The sequence below is a fragment of the Streptomyces europaeiscabiei genome (assembly GCF_001550375.1).
In the GTDB taxonomy this organism is placed as follows: Bacteria; Actinomycetota; Actinomycetes; order Streptomycetales; family Streptomycetaceae; genus Streptomyces; species Streptomyces europaeiscabiei.
Map to the genome: position 1 here is coordinate 46,120 of NZ_LRTR01000818.1, position 18,623 is coordinate 64,742.

Here is an 18,623-nt window from a genome sequence, read left to right on the forward strand (position 1 = left end):
GGGACGCCCGGGGCGAGGGTTCCCGCCCCTTCTCGACCCCCTCTCTCCTTGCCTTCTTCTTGCCTTCGCAACTCCTTCGCCACCCCTTCATCAGCCGTGCTCTCAGCAGGGATAACTCGATATGACGTACATCGAACGTCTGCGCGGCCGCGCGAGACGCTGGGCGGGTCCGCTCGCCGGACTGACCGCCGCGTCACTGCTTCTGGGCCTCGCCGGGCCCGCCGCTCCGGCCGCCGCGGACGCCGCCGACCTCACCGACGGCCTGGCCCTCTGGTACAAGCTCGACGCCTCCTCCGGCACCAAGGCCGTCGACGCCTCCGGCAACGGCCGTGACGGCACGGTGAACGGCGCAGCCGGCTGGACGGACAATGGCCAGGGCCTCGCCTTCAACGGTTCGGACACCTACATCAAGGTGCCGAACGACGTCATGAAGGGCATGGACTCGATCAGCGTGTCCATGGACGTGCTGATGGACGAGTCGCAGGTGGGCCCGTACTTCATCTACGGCTTCGGCAACACCACCAGCGGCGCGGGCAACGGCTACCTCTTCGCCACCGGCAACTCGCTGCGCACGGCCATCGCTTCGGGCAACTGGTCGACCGAGCAGAACACCCGGCCCTCCGACTCGCACAACCTGAGCCGCTCGGTGTGGAAGCAGCTCACCTACACCCAGACCGGCAACACGGCCGTGCTGTACGAGGACGGCGTGGAGGTCGGCCGCAACACGTCGGTCACCACCACCCCGGGCTCCATCGGTTCGGGCACCACGACCGCCAACTACGTGGGCAAGTCGGTCTACACCAGCGACAAGCTCTTCAAGGGCAAGATCCGTGACTTCCGGGTCTACAACCGCGCCCTCGCCGGCTCCGAGGTCGAGCAGCTCTCGCTCCCCATCGCCGAGGAGGGCCTCGCCGCCGACAAGGCGGCCCTCACCCTGGGCGACACCAGCGCCGTGACCGCCGACCTGGACCTGCCGAAGACCGGTACGGCCGGGGGCTCGTCCATCAGCTGGAAGAGCGACAACACCGGCGTGGTCTCGGACTCCGGCGCGGTGACCCGACCCGCCGCCGGTGAGCCGGACGGCCACGCCACACTGACGGCGACCCTGAAGAAGGGTTCGGTGAGCGCCACCAAGACCTTCGCGGTCACGGTCCTGCCCACCTTCGACGACACGACCGCCGTCAAGCAGGCCGCCGAGGCACTGACCGTGCACAACCTCGACGACGCCCGCGGCAACCTCTCGCTCCCGACCACCGGCACCTTCGGCACGAAGGTCTCCTGGTCCTCCGCGAACACGGACGTCGTCTCCGCGGAGGGCGTGGTCAAGCGTCCCGCGCACGGCGACGGCGCCACGACCGCCGAGCTGACCGCGACCGTCACCAAGGGCGACGCGAAGAAGACCCGCGCCTTCACCGCGAAGGTGCCGGAACTGCCCAAGAAGGAAGCCCTCAAGGGCTACATGTTCAGCTACTTCACCGGCGAGGGAACCTCGGACGGCGAGCAGCTGTACGCGGCTCTCAGCAAGGGCAACGACCCGCTGAAGTGGCGGGAGCTGAACGAAGGCAAGCCCGTCCTGACGTCCACGCTCGGTGAGAAGGGCCTGCGCGACCCGTTCATCATCCGCTCCCCCGAGGGCGACAAGTTCTACCAGATCGCCACCGACCTCAGGATCTACGGCAACGGCGACTGGGACGCCTCCCAGCGCACCGGCAGCAAGTCCATCATGGTCTGGGAGTCCACCGACCTGGTGAACTGGACCAACCAGCGCCTGGTCAAGGTCTCCCCCGACGCGGCCGGCAACACCTGGGCGCCCGAGGCGTACTACGACGAGCAGCTCGGCGAGTACGTCGTGTTCTGGGCGTCGAAGCTGTACGACAACGAGGCCCACTCCGGCGACACGTACAACCGCATGATGTACGCGACGACCCGTGACTTCTACACCTTCAGCGAGCCCAAGGTCTGGGTCGACCGCGGCTACTCCGTCATCGACTCCACCGTCATCCAGCACGACGGCGAGTACTACCGCCTCTCCAAGGACGAGCGGAACAACTCCTCCTCCACGCCCAACAGCAAGTTCATCTTCGAGGAGAAGAGCGACTCGCTGCGCGACCTCTCCTGGACCGCCGTCGCCGAGGGCATCGGCAAGGGCGCGATGAGCGCCGCCGAGGGCCCGCTGGTGTTCAAGTCGAACACCGAGGACAAGTGGTACGCGTTCCTCGACGAGTTCGGCGGGCGCGGCTACATCCCCTTCGAGACGACCGACCTGGACACCGGCGTCTGGACCCCGTCCACCGGCTACGACCTGCCGTCCAAGCCCCGTCACGGCACGGTGCTCCCGGTCACCCAGGCCGAGTACGACCGGCTGCTGAAGACCTACCAGCCGGACCAGATCATCACGAGCGCCGAGGACGTCAAGGTCAAGACGCGCATCGGTGACGCGCCGGTCCTGCCGGCCACCGTCATCGCGGAGTTCGCCGACGGCGCCGAGCGGCCCGTCGCCGTCACCTGGGAGGACGTGGACGCCTCGAAGTACGCTCAGGCCGGCACCTTCACGGTGAAGGGCGACCTGCCGGGCGACGCGGCGATCGAGGTCAGCGCCGAGGTCACGGTCTCCGCCGAGGGCCCGGACGTCCCGGCCGACCTGCTCCTGCACTACGGCTTCGACGAGACCGGCGGCAACATCACGCGTGACTCCAGCGGTCACGGCTACCACGGCACCTATGTCCGTACGCCCGACTTCGGGACCGGCGTCGACGGCGGCTCGTTCAAGATGTCCGGCGGCAACAGCAGCTCCAGCTCGCCGTACGTGAAGATCCCGGGCGGCGTGCTGAAGAACGCCGACAGCGTCACCGTCTCCACGTACGCGAAGTGGAAGGGCGGCGACAACTGGCAGTGGCTGTTCGGCCTCGGCCCGGACAGCGACAAGTACCTGTTCGCCAGCCCCTCGAACGGTTCCTCGTCCCTCTACTCGGCCATCACGGCGGCGAGTTGGGGCGCGGAGAAGAAGCTGTCGGGCGCCCGGCTCACCGTCGGCGAGTGGCAGCACGTCACCGTCACCATCGACGGCGGCTCCAAGACGGCCGTCCTCTACGTGGACGGCATCGAGGTGTCCCGCGCCACCGACGTGATCGTGAAGCCGTCCGAGCTGTACGACGCGGACAAGGACTACGGCGGCTACATCGGCCGGTCCATGTACTCCCCCGACCCGTACTTCGGCGGTGAGGTCGACGACTTCCGGATCTACAACCGGGCCCTGACGGCCGCCGAGGTCCTGGAGATCAGCGGCAACACCACGGGCATCGCCAAGGTGACCCACCCGGCGCAGAAGACCGACGCGATCATCGACGACGCCGACAGCCGTGTCACCCTGCCGATGAAGCCGGGCACCGATCTCACCAAGCTGGCACCGGAGTTCACCCTCGCCCACGGCGCGACGATCAGCCCCGCCTCCGGCAGCACGCAGAACTTCACCAAGCCGGTGAAGTACGAGGTGACCGGTTCGGACGGCAAGAAGCGCACCTGGACGGTGTCGGCCCGGGAGCTGAAGAGCCCGGTCCTGCCCGGCCTCAACGCGGACCCGAACATCGTCCGCTTCGGTGACACCTTCTACATCTACCCGACCACCGACGGCTTCGAGGGCTGGAGCGGTACGAAGTTCAAGGCGTACTCCTCCAAGGACCTGGTCAACTGGAAGGACCACGGCGTCATCCTGGACCTCGGTCCGGACGTCTCCTGGGCGGACAGCAGGGCCTGGGCGCCGGCGATGGAGGAGAAGAACGGCAAGTACTACTTCTACTTCTGCGCCGACGCGAACATCGGTGTCGCGGTCTCCGACTCGCCCACCGGCCCGTTCAAGGACGCCCTGGGCAAGCCGCTGCTGAAGGTCGGTGACCGCGCGGGCCAGATGATCGACCCGGCGGTCTTCACCGACGACGACGGCAAGTCCTACCTCTACTGGGGCAACGGCCGCGCCTACGTCGTACCGCTCAACGACGACATGGTCTCCTTCGACTCCTCGAAGGTCACCGACATCACGCCGAGCGGCTACAACGAGGGCACCTTCGTCATCAAGCGCAAGGGCACCTACTACTTCATGTGGTCGGAGAACGACACACGTGACGAGAACTACCGGGTCGCCTACGCCACCGGCTCCTCGCCCACCGGTCCCTGGACCAAGCGCGGCGTGATCCTGGAGAAGGACCTCTCACTCGGTATCAAGGGCCCCGGCCACCACTCGGTGGTCCATGTCCCCGGCACCGACGACTGGTACATCGCCTACCACCGCTTCGCCATCCCCGGCGGAGACGGCACCCACCGCGAAACCACCATCGACAAGCTGGAGTTCGACGCCGACGGCCTGATGAAGAAGGTCGTCCCCACCCTGGAGAGCATCGACCCGGTCACCATCGCCCGGGCCGGCGCGGACGTCTCCGGCAAGGAAGGCGCCAAGATCCAGCTGAACGGCACGGTCTCCGGCGCGGGCACCGCCACGTGGACGGCCGAGAAGGGCGCACCCTGTGCCTTCGCCGACGCCAGGTCCGCGAAGACCACCATCACCTGCACCGACAACGGCACCTACGAGGTCACCCTCACCGGCGGCCGCAGCACCGACACTGCCACCGTCACCGTCAGCAACGCGGCCCCGGAGATCACCTCGGTGACCAGCCGGAAGACCTCGGAGACGGGCAAGGTCACCAGGGTCAGGGTCAAGTTCACCGACCCGGGCACCCGCGACGGGCACACCTGCGAGATCGACTGGAAGGACGGCGGCAAGCCGACGGCCGGCAAGGTCACGGCCGGCAGTTGCAAGGCCGAGCACACCTACCGCACGGCCGGCATCTTCGCCCCGGTGATCACCGTCACCGACGACGACGGCGCCTCGGCGAGCACCACGATCCCCGAGCTGGTCGTCTACGACCGGGGCGCCGGTTCCGCGACCGGTGACGGCAGCTTCACCTCACCCGCCGGGGCGTTCCCGGCAGGCCCGAAGCTGACCGGCAAGGCGGACTTCTCCTTCACCGCCAAGTACGGCAAGAGCGACACCACGCCGTCCGGGAAGGCCTCGCTCGACTTCGCCGGGGCCAAGCTGAAGTTCCGCTCCACCAGCTCCGACTGGCTCGTGGTCACCGGCTCCAAGGCCGTCTACCAGGGCTACGGCACGGTCAACGGCAAGGGCGGCTACCTCTTCCGCGTCACCGCCACCGACGGCCCGGACACCTTCAAGATCAAGATCTGGAAGAAGTCCACCGGCACGGTCGTCTACGAGAACAAGACGGCCGCGACGACGAAGGGCATCACCATCGGCCGCAAGTAACACCGAGTCCTAGCGACACCTGAACCGAACCGCGCCCGGATGCCTTCCGGGCGCGGTTCGCTTTGGTGGGTGGGAGGTGCGTGGTCATCTGTGGCTCCGGTGGGGCTTCTCGCGCGGTTCCCCGCGCCCTTGAGGGCCTACGGCCCGCTCGGGCCGAAAAGCACGGGGCGCAGCCCCTGCTTCCAGGGGCGCGGGGAACTGCGCGACCAGCCCCCACCGGACCCACAGCCCGCGACGTCAGGGAATCCCCCCACCCCCAGAACGTTGAACCCCATGTGACCTCCGTACTCTCCTCCACCCGCTTCTCCGTCCTCGACCGCTCCCGCACCCGCGAGGGCCACGACGCCCCCGAGGCCCTGCGGGACACCGTGCAACTGGCCCGGCACGCGGAGCTGCTCGGTTTCCACCGCTTCTGGGTCTCGGAGCATCACGGCGTCCCCGGGGTGGCCGGCTCCGCCCCCACCGTGCTGGCGGCAGCCGTCGCCGCGGCCACGCACACCATCCGGGTGGGCACCGGCGGTGTGATGCTGCCCAACCACCGCCCGCTGGTGGTGGCCGAGCAGTTCGGTGTGCTGGAGTCGCTGTTCCCGGGGCGGATCGACATGGGGCTCGGCCGTTCCGTCGGCTTCACGGACGGCGTCCGCAGGGCGCTGGGCCGGGACAAGGACGCCGCCGACACCGCCGACTTCGCGGGACAGCTCGACGAACTGCTCGGCTGGTTCGGCGGCACCTCCCCGACGGGGGTGCACGCGCGTCCCCCGGAGGGCCTGGCCGTACCCCCGTTCGTGCTGGCGATGGGCGAGGGCGCCGAGATCGCCGCGCGGGCGGGCCTGCCGATGGTGATCGGCGACCTCCGCGACCGCGACAGGATGCGGCAAGGCATCGACCGCTACCGGGCCGGGTTCCGCCCGTCCGCCTGGGCCGCGGAGCCGTACGTCGTCGTCTCCGGCACGATCGCCGTCGCCGGCACCCCGGAGCAGGCCCACCGCGTCCTCCTCCCGGAGGCCTGGGCCATGGCGTACTCCCGCACCCACGGCACGTTCCCGCCGCTCGCCCCGGCGGAGGAGGTCGAGCGGCGGACGATGACGGCCAAGGAGCGGGGCTTCTACGAGTCCGGCCTGACCGGCCACGTGTACGGCACCGAGGAGCAGGTCGCGCACGAACTGGAGTCGGTGATCAAGGAGACGGGTCCCCAGGAGGTGCTGGTCACGACGAGCACGTACGACCGCGAGGCCCTGCTGGACTCCTACCGAAGGCTGTCCCGGCTCGCGGGCCTCGTCTGATCCCCTGTTCGCGGACTGAAGCCGATCCTCTTCGCGGCCCTCGGCTCGTCCTCAGTCACAGGCTGAGGCAGATCTCCCCATCGCCGCCCTCGCCTCCCACTCAGCCGCAGGCCGAGGAGGGGTCCCGTCGCGGGCTTCATCCGATCCCCCGGTCGCGGGCCGGTGCCGATCTCCGTCGCGGGCCTCGGTGGGAACCCGGCCGTGGAACGCGGCCGCCCTCCCCGGCTACCGCCGCGCGCACCCGGCACGTGCTCGACCATGGCGGCCACGTCGATCACCGCCGTCTGCGCGGCCTCCGCCAGGGCCCGCCGGTCGAGGTGGCCGGCCGGGGTGATGACGGGCCGTACCTCCAGCTCTGCCACGACGCCGTCCGCCGACACCACCCGCCACACCGACGCGAGCAGCGAGTCGTCCCCGACGTAGGCGGGCGCGGTGCTCGCTCCGCCCGCGGCGGACCGGTAGCGGAGGCGCACCGGCTGCACGGGCACGTCGGCGTCGAGCGCGGCCTGGAACACCGCCCGGCGGAAGCGGCCCTGCGCGCGGCCGCACCAGGTGCTCCCCTCGGGGAAGGCGACGACGGCCGCACCACCGCGCAGGGCGTCGGCGATGCGGGCGACCGTCTCCGGCAGCGCGCGGATGCGGTCCCGCTCGATGAACAGCACCCCGCTCCGCGCGACGAGAGCGCCGGCCACCGGCCAGCCGCGAATGTCCGACTTGGCGAGCATCCGTGCGGGACGGACCGCGCCGAGCAGCGGTATGTCCAGCCAGGAGACGTGGTTGGCGACGAGCAGCAGTCCGCCGGTGGGCGGGGCGACGCCGGAGATCCGTACCCGGACCCCCGAGGCCCGCACGACCCACCGGCTCCACCGGCGTACGACGCCGGCCGGCAGCCGCAGGCCGACGAGGCTCACCAGGACCCCGACGACGACCAGGGCAACGACCGCCGCGAACCGTGCGACGGCCCGCGGCACGGCGGCGGCCTGCCCGGTCGCCGCCACGCACGCCCGGGGGCTGCAGGGCGCGCTGGGCAGCCACACGCTCATCGGGTCACGCCGCCGGGACGAGGGAGAGGAAGTGCCGCAGGTAGCGGGCGTTGACCCGGCGCATCGACAGCAGCACGTACATGTCCGCGACGCCGAAGTCCGGGTCGTACGCGGGCTCGCCGCACACCCAGGCGCCGAGCCGCAGATAACCGCGCAGCAGCGGGGGCAGTTCCGTACGGCCGGCCGGGGCCTCGCCCTTCGGGATCCAGGGCCGCAGCGGCCGTACCCGGTACTCCTGCGGCGCCAGGTGCTTGTCCCGCACCCGGTCCCAGGTAGCCGCGGCGAGAACCCCGCCGTCGGCGAGCGGGATGGAGCAGCAGCCGGCCAGCCACTCGTGGCCCCGGTCGAGCATGTAGCGGGCGATGCCCGCCCAGATCAGGCCGATGACCGCGCCGTCCCGGTGGTCGGGGTGGACACACGAGCGGCCGACCTCGACGAGACCGGGCCGGATGGCGTCGATGGCGGTGAGGTCGAACTCGCCCTCGGAGTACAGCCGTCCGGCGACGGCGGCCCGCTCCGGAGGCAGCAGCCGGTAGGTGCCGACGACCTGTCCGGTCAGGGTGTCGCGGACGAGCAGGTGGTCGCAGTAGGCGTCGAAGGGGTCGATGTCCAGCCCCGGCTGCGGGCCGGCCAGCAGGGCTCCCATCTCTCCGGCGAACACGTCGTGCCGCAGCCGCTGTGCGGCCCGGACGTCCTCCTCGCTGCGGGCCAGGGTGACGGTGTAGCGGGTGAGGGCCGTCGACTGGGGCGGGCTGTCGAGGGTGGAGGCGGTCATGGCATCTCCTGGTCACGGGCCGGCTCGGCGGCGTCAGGGGCGGACCTGGGGACGTGCGGCCCGCCGCCTCAGTTCTTCCGACGCCGGCTGACACGCGCGTGACCGGTTGCGAGAGCCCGGATGTAAGGAGGTTGAACGGCTCGGACCAGGTGTCCGGGGCGTCCGGCTCCGTCGACGAACGGGTGTCGCGGCGGTGACCGGCGGACACCGGTGACCGACCCGTGACCGGGGGCGCCCTCCCGACCCGTGGGACTGTCCCGCTGAGAACTGATCGACGAACTGATCCAACTGATCCAACTGATCCACGGTCGGGGCATACGAGTGGCGGAGCTGTCGGCGGAGGCCCTGGACGCGGTGCCCGGGACCGACTGGAGTCGAACAGTCCGGATGTCCGCCCGAGGAGGTACGCCGCGCACTGCGCCGGTTGTTGCGCAGGAGGCGGGAGTAGAGCGAGAACGACTGCTGGGTGCTGTTCGACGACCTGGGGGCATCGGGGCCCGGCGTCTCCTCGGTCGCCCACCGTTCAGAAGACCTTGGCGGGACCGGGATTGAGCACCACACCCGGCCCCGCCCGCCCGCACTCTTCGGCGAACGTTCAGCGCCCCGACAGGGGCGCGGGGAACTGCGCGGCCGGCCACATCCGGCCCGCACCCCGAAACCAACAGATCCTTTACGGCCCTACCGCTTCCCGGCCTTACGGGCGGCCCGCAGCCACTCCTTGTTCATGCCGGTGATGGACACCAGCGGAATCCCCTTGGGGCAAGCGGTCGCGCACTCCCCGGCCAACGTGCACCCCCCGAACCCCTCCTCGTCCATCTGCTCCACCATGTCCAGCACCCGCGTCTCCCGCTCGGGCGCCCCCTGCGGCAGCACGTTCAGATGGTTGATCTTGGCCGAGGTGAAGAGCATCGCCGCCCCGTTGGGACACGCGGCCACACAGGCCCCGCACCCGATGCATTCCGCGTGTTCGAACGCGAAGTCCGCGTCCGGCTTCGGCACAGCGGTCGCGTGCGCCTCCGGCGCGGCGCCCGTGGGCGCCGTGATGTACCCCCCGGCCTGGATGATCCGGTCGAACGCCGTCCGGTCCACCACCAGGTCCTTGATCACCGGGAACGCCGACGCCCGCCACGGCTCCACGTCGATCGTGTCGCCGTCCGAGAAGGACCGCATGTGCAGCTGACAGGTCGTCGTCCGCTCCGGCCCGTGTGCGTCCCCGTTGATGACCAGCGAGCATGCCCCACAGATCCCCTCACGGCAGTCGTGGTCGAAGGCCACCGGGTCCTCACCGCGCAGGATGAGTTCCTCGTTGAGCGTGTCGAGCATCTCCAGGAAGGACATGTCGGGCGAGATGTCGTCCACCTCGTACGTGGACATGGCGCCGTCGGCGTCGGCGGCCCGCTGCCGCCATACGCGCAGGGTGAGCTTCATGCGTAGCTCCGCTGGGTGGGGTGGACGTACTCGAAGACCAGGTCTTCCTTGTGCAGCACGGGCGCCGCGCCGGTGCCGGTGAACTCCCAGGCGGCGGCGTACGAGAACTCCTCGTCCCGGCGCTCCGCCTCGCCGTCGGCCGTCCGGGACTCCTCACGGAAGTGACCGCCGCACGACTCGCTCCGGTGCAGCGCGTCGAGGCACATCAGCTCGGCGAGTTCGAGGTGGTCGACGATCCGGTTGGCCTTCTCCAGGGACTGGTTGAACTCCTCGCCCGTCCCCGGGACCTTGATCCGCCGCCAGAACTCCTCGCGGATCTGCGGGATCCGCTCCAGTGCCTTTCGCAGCCCGCCCTCGGTGCGGGCCATGCCGCAGAACTCCCACATCAGTTCACCGAGTTCGCGGTGGAAGGAGTCGGGCGTGCGGTCGCCGTCGACGGCGAGCAGCAGGTTCAGCCGGTCTTCCGTCTCGGCCAGCACCTCCTGCACGACGGGGTGTTCGCGGCCGATCTCCCCCTGCTTCGGGTGCCGGGCGAGGTAGTCGTTGATGGTGGCCGGCAGCACGAAGTACCCGTCGGCGAGGCCCTGCATCAGCGCGGACGCGCCGAGCCGGTTGGCCCCGTGGTCGGAGAAGTTGGCCTCGCCGATCGCGAACAGGCCGGGGACGGTGGTCTGGAGGTCGTAGTCGACCCACAGCCCGCCCATCGTGTAGTGCACGGCCGGGTAGATCCGCATCGGCACCTCGTAGGGATCCTCGTCGGTGATCCGCTGGTACATGTCGAAGAGGTTGCCGTATCTGGCCTCGACGGCCTTGCGCCCCATGCGCGCGATGGCATCGGCGAAGTCCAGGTAGACGCCCTGCCCGCCGGGCCCGACGCCTCTGCCCTCGTCGCAGACGTTCTTCGCGGCGCGGGAGGCGATGTCACGCGGGACCAGGTTGCCGAAGGAGGGATAGATCCGCTCCAGGTAGTAGTCGCGCTCGTCCTCGGGGATCCGGTCGGCGGGCCGCTCGTCCCCCCGTGCCTTCGGCACCCAGATCCGCCCGTCGTTGCGCAGCGACTCGCTCATCAGCGTCAGCTTGGACTGGTGGTCGCCGGTGCGCGGGATGCACGTCGGATGGATCTGTGTGAAGCATGGGTTCGCGAACAGCGCGCCCCGCCGGTGCGCCCGCCACACGGCGGTCGCGTTCGAGTTCATGGCGTTGGTCGACAGGTAGAAGACGTTCCCGTATCCGCCGCTCGCCAGCACCACGGCATCGGCGAAGTACGTGTCGATCTTGCCGGTGATCAGATCCCGCGCCACGATCCCGCGCGCCCGCCCGTCGATCACGATCAGGTCGAGCATCTCGGTCCGCGGATGCATCTCCACGTTCCCGGCGGCGATCTGCCGCGACAGCGCCTGATACGCGCCGAGGAGGAGCTGCTGTCCCGTCTGGCCCCGGGCGTAGAAGGTGCGGGACACCTGTACGCCGCCGAAGGAGCGGGTGTCCAGCAGACCGCCGTACTCGCGGGCGAAGGGCACGCCCTGCGCGACGCACTGGACGATGATCTCGACGGAGATCTGCGCGAGCCGGTGGACGTTCGACTCACGCGCCCGGAAGTCGCCGCCCTTGACGGTGTCGTAGAACAGCCGGTGGACGGAGTCGCCGTCGTTGCGGTAGTTCTTCGCGGCGTTGATGCCGCCCTGCGCGGCGATCGAGTGGGCGCGGCGCGGGGAGTCCTGGTAGCAGAACTGGACGACGTGGTAACCCTGTTCGGCGAGCGTGGCGCCGGCCGAGCCGCCGGCGAGGCCGGTGCCGACGACGATGACGGTGTGCTTGCGGCGGTTGGCGGGGTTGACCAGCTTCGCCTCGAAGCGGCGCTTGTCCCAGCGCTCGGCGACCGGGCCCTCGGGCGCCTTGCCGTCGACGACCGGTTCGCCGGTCACGTAGTCCGCGTACTCGGAGGATGTAGTCATGTTCAGCTCACCACTCCGGTCATGACGGCGAGGGGTACGGAGACGAAGCCCAGGGTCAGCGCCAGGGCCAGGAGGTTCGCGGTGGTCCTCAGGGCGCGGTCGCGGGTGCGGCTGCCGGCGCCGAGGGTCTGGGCGGCGCTCCAGAAGCCGTGCCGGATGTGCAGTCCGAGGGCGAGCACCGCGACGATGTAGACGACGTTGCCGTACCAGGTGGAGAAGGTGTCGATGACGTTCTGGTACGGGTGTCCGGCCTCGAAGCCGTTCGGGTGGACGGTGCCGGTCGTCAGGTCGAGGATGTGCCAGACGATGAACAGGCCGAGGATGACTCCGCCCCAGCGCATGGTGCGGGTCGCGTAGCTCGCCCGGCGCTTCTTGTGGACGTACTTGTCCGGCCGGGCCCTGATGTCGCGGCGGCTGAGCTGGTAGGCGGCCGTGGCGTGGGCGACGACCGCGGCGACGAGGACCACGCGGACGATCCACAGGGCCCACTCGTGGTGCAGGAAGGGCTCGCCGAGGGTGCGCAGCCAGTGCGCGTAGCCGTTGAACTCGTCCGAGCCGAAGAAGATCTTGAGGTTGCCGAGCATGTGGACGACCAGGTACGCCAGCATGATCAGTCCGCTGACGGCCATCACCGTCTTCTTGCCTAGGGAGCTGTCCCACACAGAGCGCGCCAGGGACGGTTTTCGTTCCGAGCGTTCCGAGCGTTCCGTCCGCGTTGCCAGAGCCATGCCCCCGACGCTAGAGCCGCATCACTCCATCGGTCCAAGACATGAAACAGCTCGATTCGATAGCTGGAAACTATCGTCCCGTATCGTGGCGGGATGCAGTTCCAGCAGCTCCAGTACTTCGTGGCGGTGGCGGAGACCAGGCATTTCACCCGGGCAGCCGAGCTGGTCCATGTGGCGCAGCCGTCGCTCTCGCAGCAGATCAAGGCGCTGGAACGGGAGTTGGGGGCGGACCTCTTCCGGCGGGCGCGCGGCAACATCACCCTCACCGACGCCGGCGAGGCGCTGCTGCCGCTGGCCCGTCGCATCCTCGCGGACACGGACACCGCCCGGCACGAGGTGCAGGAGCTGGTCCAGCTGCGCCGGGGGCGGGTCCGGCTCGGCGCGACCCCGAGCCTGTGCACGGGTCTGCTTCCCGACGTGCTGCGCGCCTTCCACGACCGCTATCCCGGCATCCGGCTGCTGATCGAGGAGGGCGGCTCGCACGACCTCGTACGGCAGCTGGCCCGGGGCGCCCTCGACCTGGCCCTGGTCGTCCTGCCCCTGCCCACGCCCTCCCCCGCTCTGACCACGGTGGAGCTGCTGCGCGAGGACCTGGTCGTGGTCTCCTCCCCGGACGAGCCGAGGCCCGGCAACGGCCGCCGTACCGTCCGCGTCCCCGACCTGGAGGGCGAGCGTCTGGTCATGTTCCGCCACGGCTACGACCTGCGCGAACTCACGGTGGCCGCATGCCGCTCCGCCGGGTTCGAGCCGGACTTCGCGGTGGAGGGCGGTGAGATGGACGCGGTGCTGGGCTTCGTCCGGGCCGGCCTCGGCGTCGCCGTCGTCCCCCGTATGGTCGCCACCCGCTCCGGCCGGGGCCTGCGGGTCACCCCGCTGGCCCGGCCCGGCCTGCACCGCACGATCGCCCTGGCCCACCGCAGCGATGTGGCTCCGCCGAGGGCCGCGAGGGAGTTGCAGCGGATGTTGGTCGAGCGGTGAGCGTGTGCTGCTGGTCCCGGTCGCGCCGTGGGTGGTGAGCGCCGTTTCGGGGTGCGGGCGCGCTGTGGCTGGTCACGCCCGCGCGGCGGAGCCGCACATCGATACGGCCCCGCGCCCCTGACAGTCCCCGGCGGCTGTGAAGGGAACCCCTATCCCGTCGCGTCCACCAACGCCAGTTCGTGCAGCCGCTCGGGCGGGCCCGGGCGGGCGTAGTACCAGCCCTGGGCCGTGTCGCAGCCCAGTATCCGCAGTTGTTCGGCCTGGGCTCCGGTTTCGACGCCCTCGACGGTGACCGCGAGGTCGAGGCTGTGGGCGAGGGAGACGATCCCCTCGACGATCTTCAGGTCGACGGGGTCGGCCGGGAACTGCTGCATGCTCTGGGTGAAGGACCGGTCCAGCTTCAGGACGCGGACCGGCAGCCGGCGGAGGTTGGCGAGGTTGGAGTAGCCGGTGCCGAAGTCGTCGAGGGCGATGTCGACGCCCATCTCGGAGAGCCTGCGCAGGGGTTTGAGCAGGTCGTCGTCGGCGCCGATCAGGGCGGACTCGGTGACCTCCAGGCAGAGGGCGTCCGGTGCGAGTCCGGCGCGCTCCAGGATGTCCACCGTGTCCTGGACCAGTCCGGGGTGGGTCAGCTGGCACGGGGAGAGGTTGACGTTGACGCGCAGCGGGCCGCCCGCTCCCGTGCCGCCGTGCCGTTCCTGCCATGCGCGGGCCTGGCGCACCGACTGCTCCAGGACCCAGCGGCCGAGCGGCACGATCAGGCCGGTGCGCTCGGCGAGCGGGATGAAGCGGTCGGGGCCGAGGACGCCGTGCTGCGGGTGCAGCCAGCGGACCAGGGCCTCGGCGCCGCGCACGGTCCCGTCGCCCAGGTGGACCAGCGGCTGGTACTCGATGAAGAACTCGCCCCGGTCCAGCGCGGCGGGCAGGGCCGTGGTGAGCCCGTGCCGGGTGATCGCGCGCGCGTCGGCCTCCGCGTCGGCCATCTCGTAGCGGTTGCCGCCCGCCGACTTGGCCCGGTACATCGTGATGTCGGCGCTGCGCAGCACCTCCGCCGGGCCGCGCTCCCCCGCCGGGCCCTCGACGATGCCGATGCTGCCGCGGACCAGCAGTTCCCGGCCTTCGATGCGGACCGGGGTGACCAGCGCGTTCATGATGCGGTCGGCGAGTTCGTCGACCTCGCGTTCGGTGTCGGTGCCGGTGGTCAGCGCCACGAACTCGTCGCCGCCGAGCCGGGCGACCATCTCACCGGGCGCGGTCGCGCAGGACTGCAGCCGGTCGGCGACCTCGACGAGCAGCCGGTCCCCGGCCGCGTGGCCGAGGCTGTCGTTGATGGTCTTGAAACCGTCGAGGTCGAGGTAGCAGAGGCCGAAGCGCTGGCCGTCGCCCGCCGCGAGGGCCTTCTCCAGGCGCTCGAAGAACAGGGTGCGGTTGGGCAGTCCGGTGAGCGCGTCATGTGTGGCCTCGTAGCGGAGGCGGAGGTTGAGCAGCCGGCGCTCGGTGGTGTCCTCCATGAGGGCCAGCTGGTACTGGGGCCGGCCGTCCGCGTCCCGCAGCAGGGACACCGTCAGGTTGGTCCACAGGACCGTTCCGTCCGGTCGGTGGAACGCCTTTTCGGTGTGGTAGTGCTCGCGGTCGCCGCGGACCAGCTCCTCGTAGAGGCGCCACACCTGGGGCGCGTCCTCGGGGTGTTTCCACTCGGGGACGCGGCGCCCGCGCATCGTCTGCTCGGTGACCCCGAACATGCGCTGTAGCGCGCCGTTGACCTGGAGGATGTTGCCTTCGAGGTCGGCGATGCCGATGCCTATGGCGGCGCCCTCGAACACCGCGCGGAAACGGGCCTCGGTCGCGTGCAGCGCCAGCGCGACCGCGCCCTGGGCCTCCAGCGCCGCGCGGGCGATCGCCTCCTGCTCGGCCAGTGTCCGCTGGCGCAGCGCCTCGGCGAATCCGGCGGCCATCGCGGACTGCAGCCGTGCGGCGCGGGCCCGTAGATCCTCCTGGGGCCCGTCGCCGCCGCAGTAGAGCACCAGATAGGCGTCGACGCAGTCCAGCGTCTGGCCGAGCGCCTCGGGTTCGGTGCAGTGCGCCTCGACGAGGGCGGCGCCGACGGCCTTGCCCGCCTCGGCGTCGTACGTCCTGGCCCGCAGCGCCTCGCTCAGCCTGCGGGCCAGCGGCAGCAGTTGTTCCTCGAACTCGGGCCGGGTCAGCGACGTGGAGGTGGCGGGGAAGACCGCGCGGCTCCAGATCGTCGCGAACCGGCGGAGTCTGTCCTCCGGCCCGTCCGGCTCCGCCCTCACGCTTTGGTCCCCACGCCGGCGAACCCCGAGAAGGCGTACGGATCCTCGTCGTCGGGAGCCGTGTCGGGCCGCCACTTCGCCATCGGCACCAGTCCGGGTTCCACCATGTCGTACCCCTCGAAGAACCGCGCGATCTCACCTCGAGAGCGCATGATCAGCGGATTGTGCAGGTCCTTGTACACGTCCACCGCGCCCTCGGCCCGCTCCCGGGGAAGCGGAATTCCCTCGTAGGAGGTGTGCGAGACGACGAGTAAGCTGCCGGGCGCGAGCGCGTCGCGCAGCTCGGCCACCGCTCCGTACGGGTCGTCCGTGTCCTCCACGAAGTGCAGTATGGCAACCAGGAGCAGGGCGACCGGCCGGTTCAGGTCGATCAGTCGCTCGACGTGGGGGCTCGTGAGGATGTCGAGGGGCTTGCGGAGGTCGGCCGCGACCACGTCCGCGTCGTCGTTCCCCTCCAGAACCGCCTGGCTGTGTGCTACGGCCACCGGGTCGTGATCCACGTGGACGACCCGGGCGCCGGGGCTGGCCTCCTGGGCGACTTCGTGCACGTTTCCGAAGGTGGGGATCCCGGATCCGACGTCCAGGAACTGGGTGATGCCCGAGCCGGCGGCGTAGCGCACGGCGCGGCGCATGAACGCCCGGTTCGCCTGCATGATCTTGGGCAGGCCGGGCACGAACTCCATGGCCCTGCGGGCCGCTTCCCGGTCGACCTCGAAGTTGTGCGAACCGCCCAGGTAGTAGTCGTGCATGCGCGCCACGGACGGCATCGAGATGTCGATGCTCCGCGGCGCCCAGGCGGGACGCTCCATCTGTGTTCTCCAACGCGTCGGGGGTGGCGTGGGCGATCCGGTGTTCGAGCTGAGGCTACTGATCGCCCGCCGAAGGAGCGAGCGAAAACGGAAATTGACCGTCCGTTCAAGTCCACTGCCGATGGCACATGCCCAACCGCCGCCCCGACCATGCCTGTTCGGCCCCGGACGTTACCGCCGCCCCGGCAACACTTGTGCCCGGACACCGTTGTTCGCGTGTCCGGGCATACCAAGCGGTCCGCCCCCTCCGTGCGGTGCGGAGGGGGCGGACCTGGATCGGCCGCGCTGGTGTGGTGCGTCCGGCACTCCTCTTCTCGTCCACTCCCTTCCGCGTGCGGTGTTGTGAGTGGCGAGGCGACCCACCCTGGGGAAGGTGATTCTTACTTCTGCGCGCCGATCGGCTCACCGTCGCCGTTGATGGCGAACCAGGTGCCCCCGACACCCTGGCCGTTGGTGTCGCCGGGAGACTTGTCGTTGGCGAAGGTGTAGAGCGGGATGCAGTTGATGGTCTGCTGCTTGAATCCGTCAGGACGGTCGAAGACCGTGTAGCCCTTCAGCAGGATGCCCTTGGTGTCGTTCTTGTCGACCGGGGCGACGACGGGCCACTTGTCGAGGCAGGCGCCGGTGCACTTGGTCGACATCGGCCACTGGGTGTCCTTGAGGAACCGGTAGACCGTCATGCCGTTCTTGTCGACGACGATCTCGCCGAGCTTGGCGTCGTTGCGGGTGGTCAGGCCGGCCTGCTCCACGGCCTCGCCACCGGTACCGCCCGTGCCGCCCGTGCCGCCACCGGAACCGCCCTTGGTGGAGGCCTTCTTGCCGTTGGGGGCCGAGGCGAACCAGCTGCCCTTGAGGCCCTGGCCCTTGATGTCACCGGCCTTGGTGTCCTTGGCGAAGTAGTACATGGGCCAGCCGCTGACCGTCAGCTGCTTGGTGCCGTCGGGACGGCTGACCTCGCCGAGCAGGGCCTTGTCGACACCCTCGGCCGCGGTGGCGCCCGAGGCGGGCACCGGCGGCCAGGTGGTGGCGCACTCGCCCTCACAGGTCGTCTTCGGCGGCTCGAAAGAGTCCTTGTCGAAGCGGTACAGGGTGCGTCCGGCGCTGTCCGTGAGGACCTTGCCGTACTCGTCGCTGTTCCACACGGTCAACTGGCCCGCGGAGGCCGCCGTGGTGGACTGGGCCTGGTCCGACGTGTCGGAGCCGGCCGCGCCGACGCCGGCCGTGCCGGTCCCGGTGCCCGCGATGGTGCCGGCACCGAGCGTCGGGGTGGAAGCGGCGCCCACGTTCTGCGAGGACGTCGACCCCTGTTCCTGACCGCACGCCGTCGTCAGCACCAGTACAGCCGCAGCTGTCGCCACGAGTGAGGCGCTCCGCCAGGAGGTCTTCATTCCAACTCCCCGTATATCCGGTGGGTGTTGCAGCGCCCTACTGCGCCGCTTGCTGGTCCTAAGTACGGGCGGGAGTGGCTGATGTGTTCAACGCTGCACGATTTTCTTTCCGGAGCCTGTGTTTCGGTCGCGCCGCCGGCCTGCGGAGGTATCGAACGAGGGGTCAGCATCATGCGACCGCAGTCAAACCTTCGGGGCCCGTTCTTCCCTCTTTCGGAGCATTCGGTCCGTGCTCCCGCGTACGCGGGCGCGCGAGCACGGATGATCTCCGACGTGCAAGGACCCCAGCGGACCCGATCCGCTCTCGCCCTACGGCTGTCGGCCCTGCTCGCACTGACCTGGCTCCTCACCGGAGCACCGAGCGGCACGGCGGTCGCCGACGCCTGCGCGTACGCCACCGTCGGCCCGGACAGCGCAGGAGCGGTCGCCGTGGCGATCGGGGGCTACGGCTCCTGCGAGCCGGAGCCCCCGACGCCCCCGTCGCCGACCCCCACGCCCACACCCACACCCACCCCGTCGTGCCCACCCGAGCCGACCCCCCCCCCCGGCCCCCCCCCCCCCCCCCCCCCCCCCCCCCCCCCCCCCCCCCCCCCCCCCCCCCCCCCCCCCCCCCCCCCCCCCCCCCCCC

Annotated in this window: 11 protein-coding genes; 3 read left to right on the plus strand and 8 right to left on the minus strand. The window is 70.3% G+C overall.

The window, feature by feature from the left end; all coding sequences use genetic code 11:
* Positions 1-121 precede the first annotated feature (121 nt).
* Both AWZ10_RS40760 and AWZ10_RS40765 read left to right on the plus strand, forming a co-directional pair.
* The gene (locus AWZ10_RS40760) at positions 122-5,314 is read left to right on the plus strand and encodes a family 43 glycosylhydrolase (RefSeq protein WP_060893594.1); all 5,193 of its coding nucleotides are present in this window, start codon (positions 122-124) and stop codon (positions 5,312-5,314) included.
* Positions 5,315-5,589: 275 nt separating this feature from the next.
* The gene (locus tag AWZ10_RS40765) at positions 5,590-6,597 is read left to right on the plus strand and encodes an LLM class flavin-dependent oxidoreductase (protein ID WP_060893595.1); all 1,008 of its coding nucleotides are present in this window, start codon (positions 5,590-5,592) and stop codon (positions 6,595-6,597) included.
* Here AWZ10_RS40765 and AWZ10_RS40770 read toward each other — a convergent pair.
* The 5 genes from AWZ10_RS40770 to AWZ10_RS40790 form a co-directional block, all read right to left on the minus strand.
* Entirely contained in the window at positions 6,561-7,640 is a 1,080-nt protein-coding gene (locus AWZ10_RS40770) for a lysophospholipid acyltransferase family protein (RefSeq protein WP_208618644.1), read from the minus strand. The genes AWZ10_RS40765 and AWZ10_RS40770 overlap by 37 nt on opposite strands.
* 4 nt (positions 7,641-7,644) lie before the next feature.
* A complete protein-coding gene (locus AWZ10_RS40775; protein ID WP_060893596.1) occupies positions 7,645-8,415 on the minus strand; it encodes a GNAT family N-acetyltransferase in 771 nt (256 codons plus the stop codon).
* A 678-nt stretch (positions 8,416-9,093) separates the two neighbouring features.
* Positions 9,094-9,843, minus strand: a complete 750-nt coding sequence (locus tag AWZ10_RS40780; protein WP_037698864.1) for a succinate dehydrogenase/fumarate reductase iron-sulfur subunit — start codon at positions 9,841-9,843, stop codon at positions 9,094-9,096.
* Positions 9,840-11,798: a fumarate reductase/succinate dehydrogenase flavoprotein subunit gene (locus tag AWZ10_RS40785; protein ID WP_060893597.1), complete on the minus strand. Its 1,959-nt coding sequence runs from the start codon at positions 11,796-11,798 to the stop codon at positions 9,840-9,842. Before AWZ10_RS40785 ends, AWZ10_RS40780 begins: the two co-directional genes overlap by 4 nt.
* A gap of 2 nt (positions 11,799-11,800) precedes the next feature.
* A complete protein-coding gene (locus tag AWZ10_RS40790) occupies positions 11,801-12,472 on the minus strand; it encodes a succinate dehydrogenase (protein ID WP_046707164.1) in 672 nt (223 codons plus the stop codon).
* A 147-nt stretch (positions 12,473-12,619) separates the two neighbouring features.
* Here AWZ10_RS40790 and AWZ10_RS40795 point away from each other — a divergent pair, with 147 nt between their 5' ends.
* Positions 12,620-13,504 (plus strand): LysR family transcriptional regulator, encoded by an 885-nt coding sequence (locus AWZ10_RS40795; protein WP_037698859.1) that lies wholly within the window; start codon positions 12,620-12,622, stop codon positions 13,502-13,504.
* 149 nt (positions 13,505-13,653) lie between these two features.
* Here AWZ10_RS40795 and AWZ10_RS40800 read toward each other — a convergent pair whose 3' ends face one another.
* The 3 genes from AWZ10_RS40800 to AWZ10_RS40810 all read right to left on the minus strand — a co-directional run bounded on the left by AWZ10_RS40800 (position 13,654) and on the right by AWZ10_RS40810 (position 17,995).
* Positions 13,654-15,798: a putative bifunctional diguanylate cyclase/phosphodiesterase gene (locus AWZ10_RS40800; RefSeq protein ID WP_046707159.1), complete on the minus strand. Its 2,145-nt coding sequence runs from the start codon at positions 15,796-15,798 to the stop codon at positions 13,654-13,656.
* The gene (locus AWZ10_RS40805) at positions 15,795-16,607 is read right to left on the minus strand and encodes an SAM-dependent methyltransferase (protein WP_046707160.1); all 813 of its coding nucleotides are present in this window, start codon (positions 16,605-16,607) and stop codon (positions 15,795-15,797) included. Before AWZ10_RS40805 ends, AWZ10_RS40800 begins: the two co-directional genes overlap by 4 nt.
* Before the next feature lie 380 nt (positions 16,608-16,987).
* Positions 16,988-17,995 carry an SCO0930 family lipoprotein gene (locus AWZ10_RS40810; protein ID WP_037698853.1) on the minus strand — a complete coding sequence of 336 codons (1,008 nt, stop codon included), beginning with the start codon at positions 17,993-17,995 and terminating at the stop codon, positions 16,988-16,990.
* Between the last annotated feature and the right edge of the window lie 628 nt (positions 17,996-18,623).

Bases quoted from the DNA above. Each gene is read 5' to 3' on its own strand.
- AWZ10_RS40805 (WP_046707160.1), bottom strand. From the start codon at position 16,607: ATGGAGCGTCCCGCCTGGGCGCCGCGGAGCATCGACATCTCGATGCCG.
- AWZ10_RS40810 (WP_037698853.1), bottom strand. From the start codon at position 17,995: ATGAAGACCTCCTGGCGGAGCGCCTCACTCGTGGCGACAGCTGCGGCT.
- AWZ10_RS40760 (WP_060893594.1), top strand. From the start codon at position 122: ATGACGTACATCGAACGTCTGCGCGGCCGCGCGAGACGCTGGGCGGGT.
- AWZ10_RS40795 (WP_037698859.1), top strand. From the start codon at position 12,620: ATGCAGTTCCAGCAGCTCCAGTACTTCGTGGCGGTGGCGGAGACCAGG.
- AWZ10_RS40770 (WP_208618644.1), bottom strand. From the start codon at position 7,640: ATGAGCGTGTGGCTGCCCAGCGCGCCCTGCAGCCCCCGGGCGTGCGTG.
- AWZ10_RS40780 (WP_037698864.1), bottom strand. From the start codon at position 9,843: ATGAAGCTCACCCTGCGCGTATGGCGGCAGCGGGCCGCCGACGCCGAC.
- AWZ10_RS40785 (WP_060893597.1), bottom strand. From the start codon at position 11,798: ATGACTACATCCTCCGAGTACGCGGACTACGTGACCGGCGAACCGGTC.
- AWZ10_RS40775 (WP_060893596.1), bottom strand. From the start codon at position 8,415: ATGACCGCCTCCACCCTCGACAGCCCGCCCCAGTCGACGGCCCTCACC.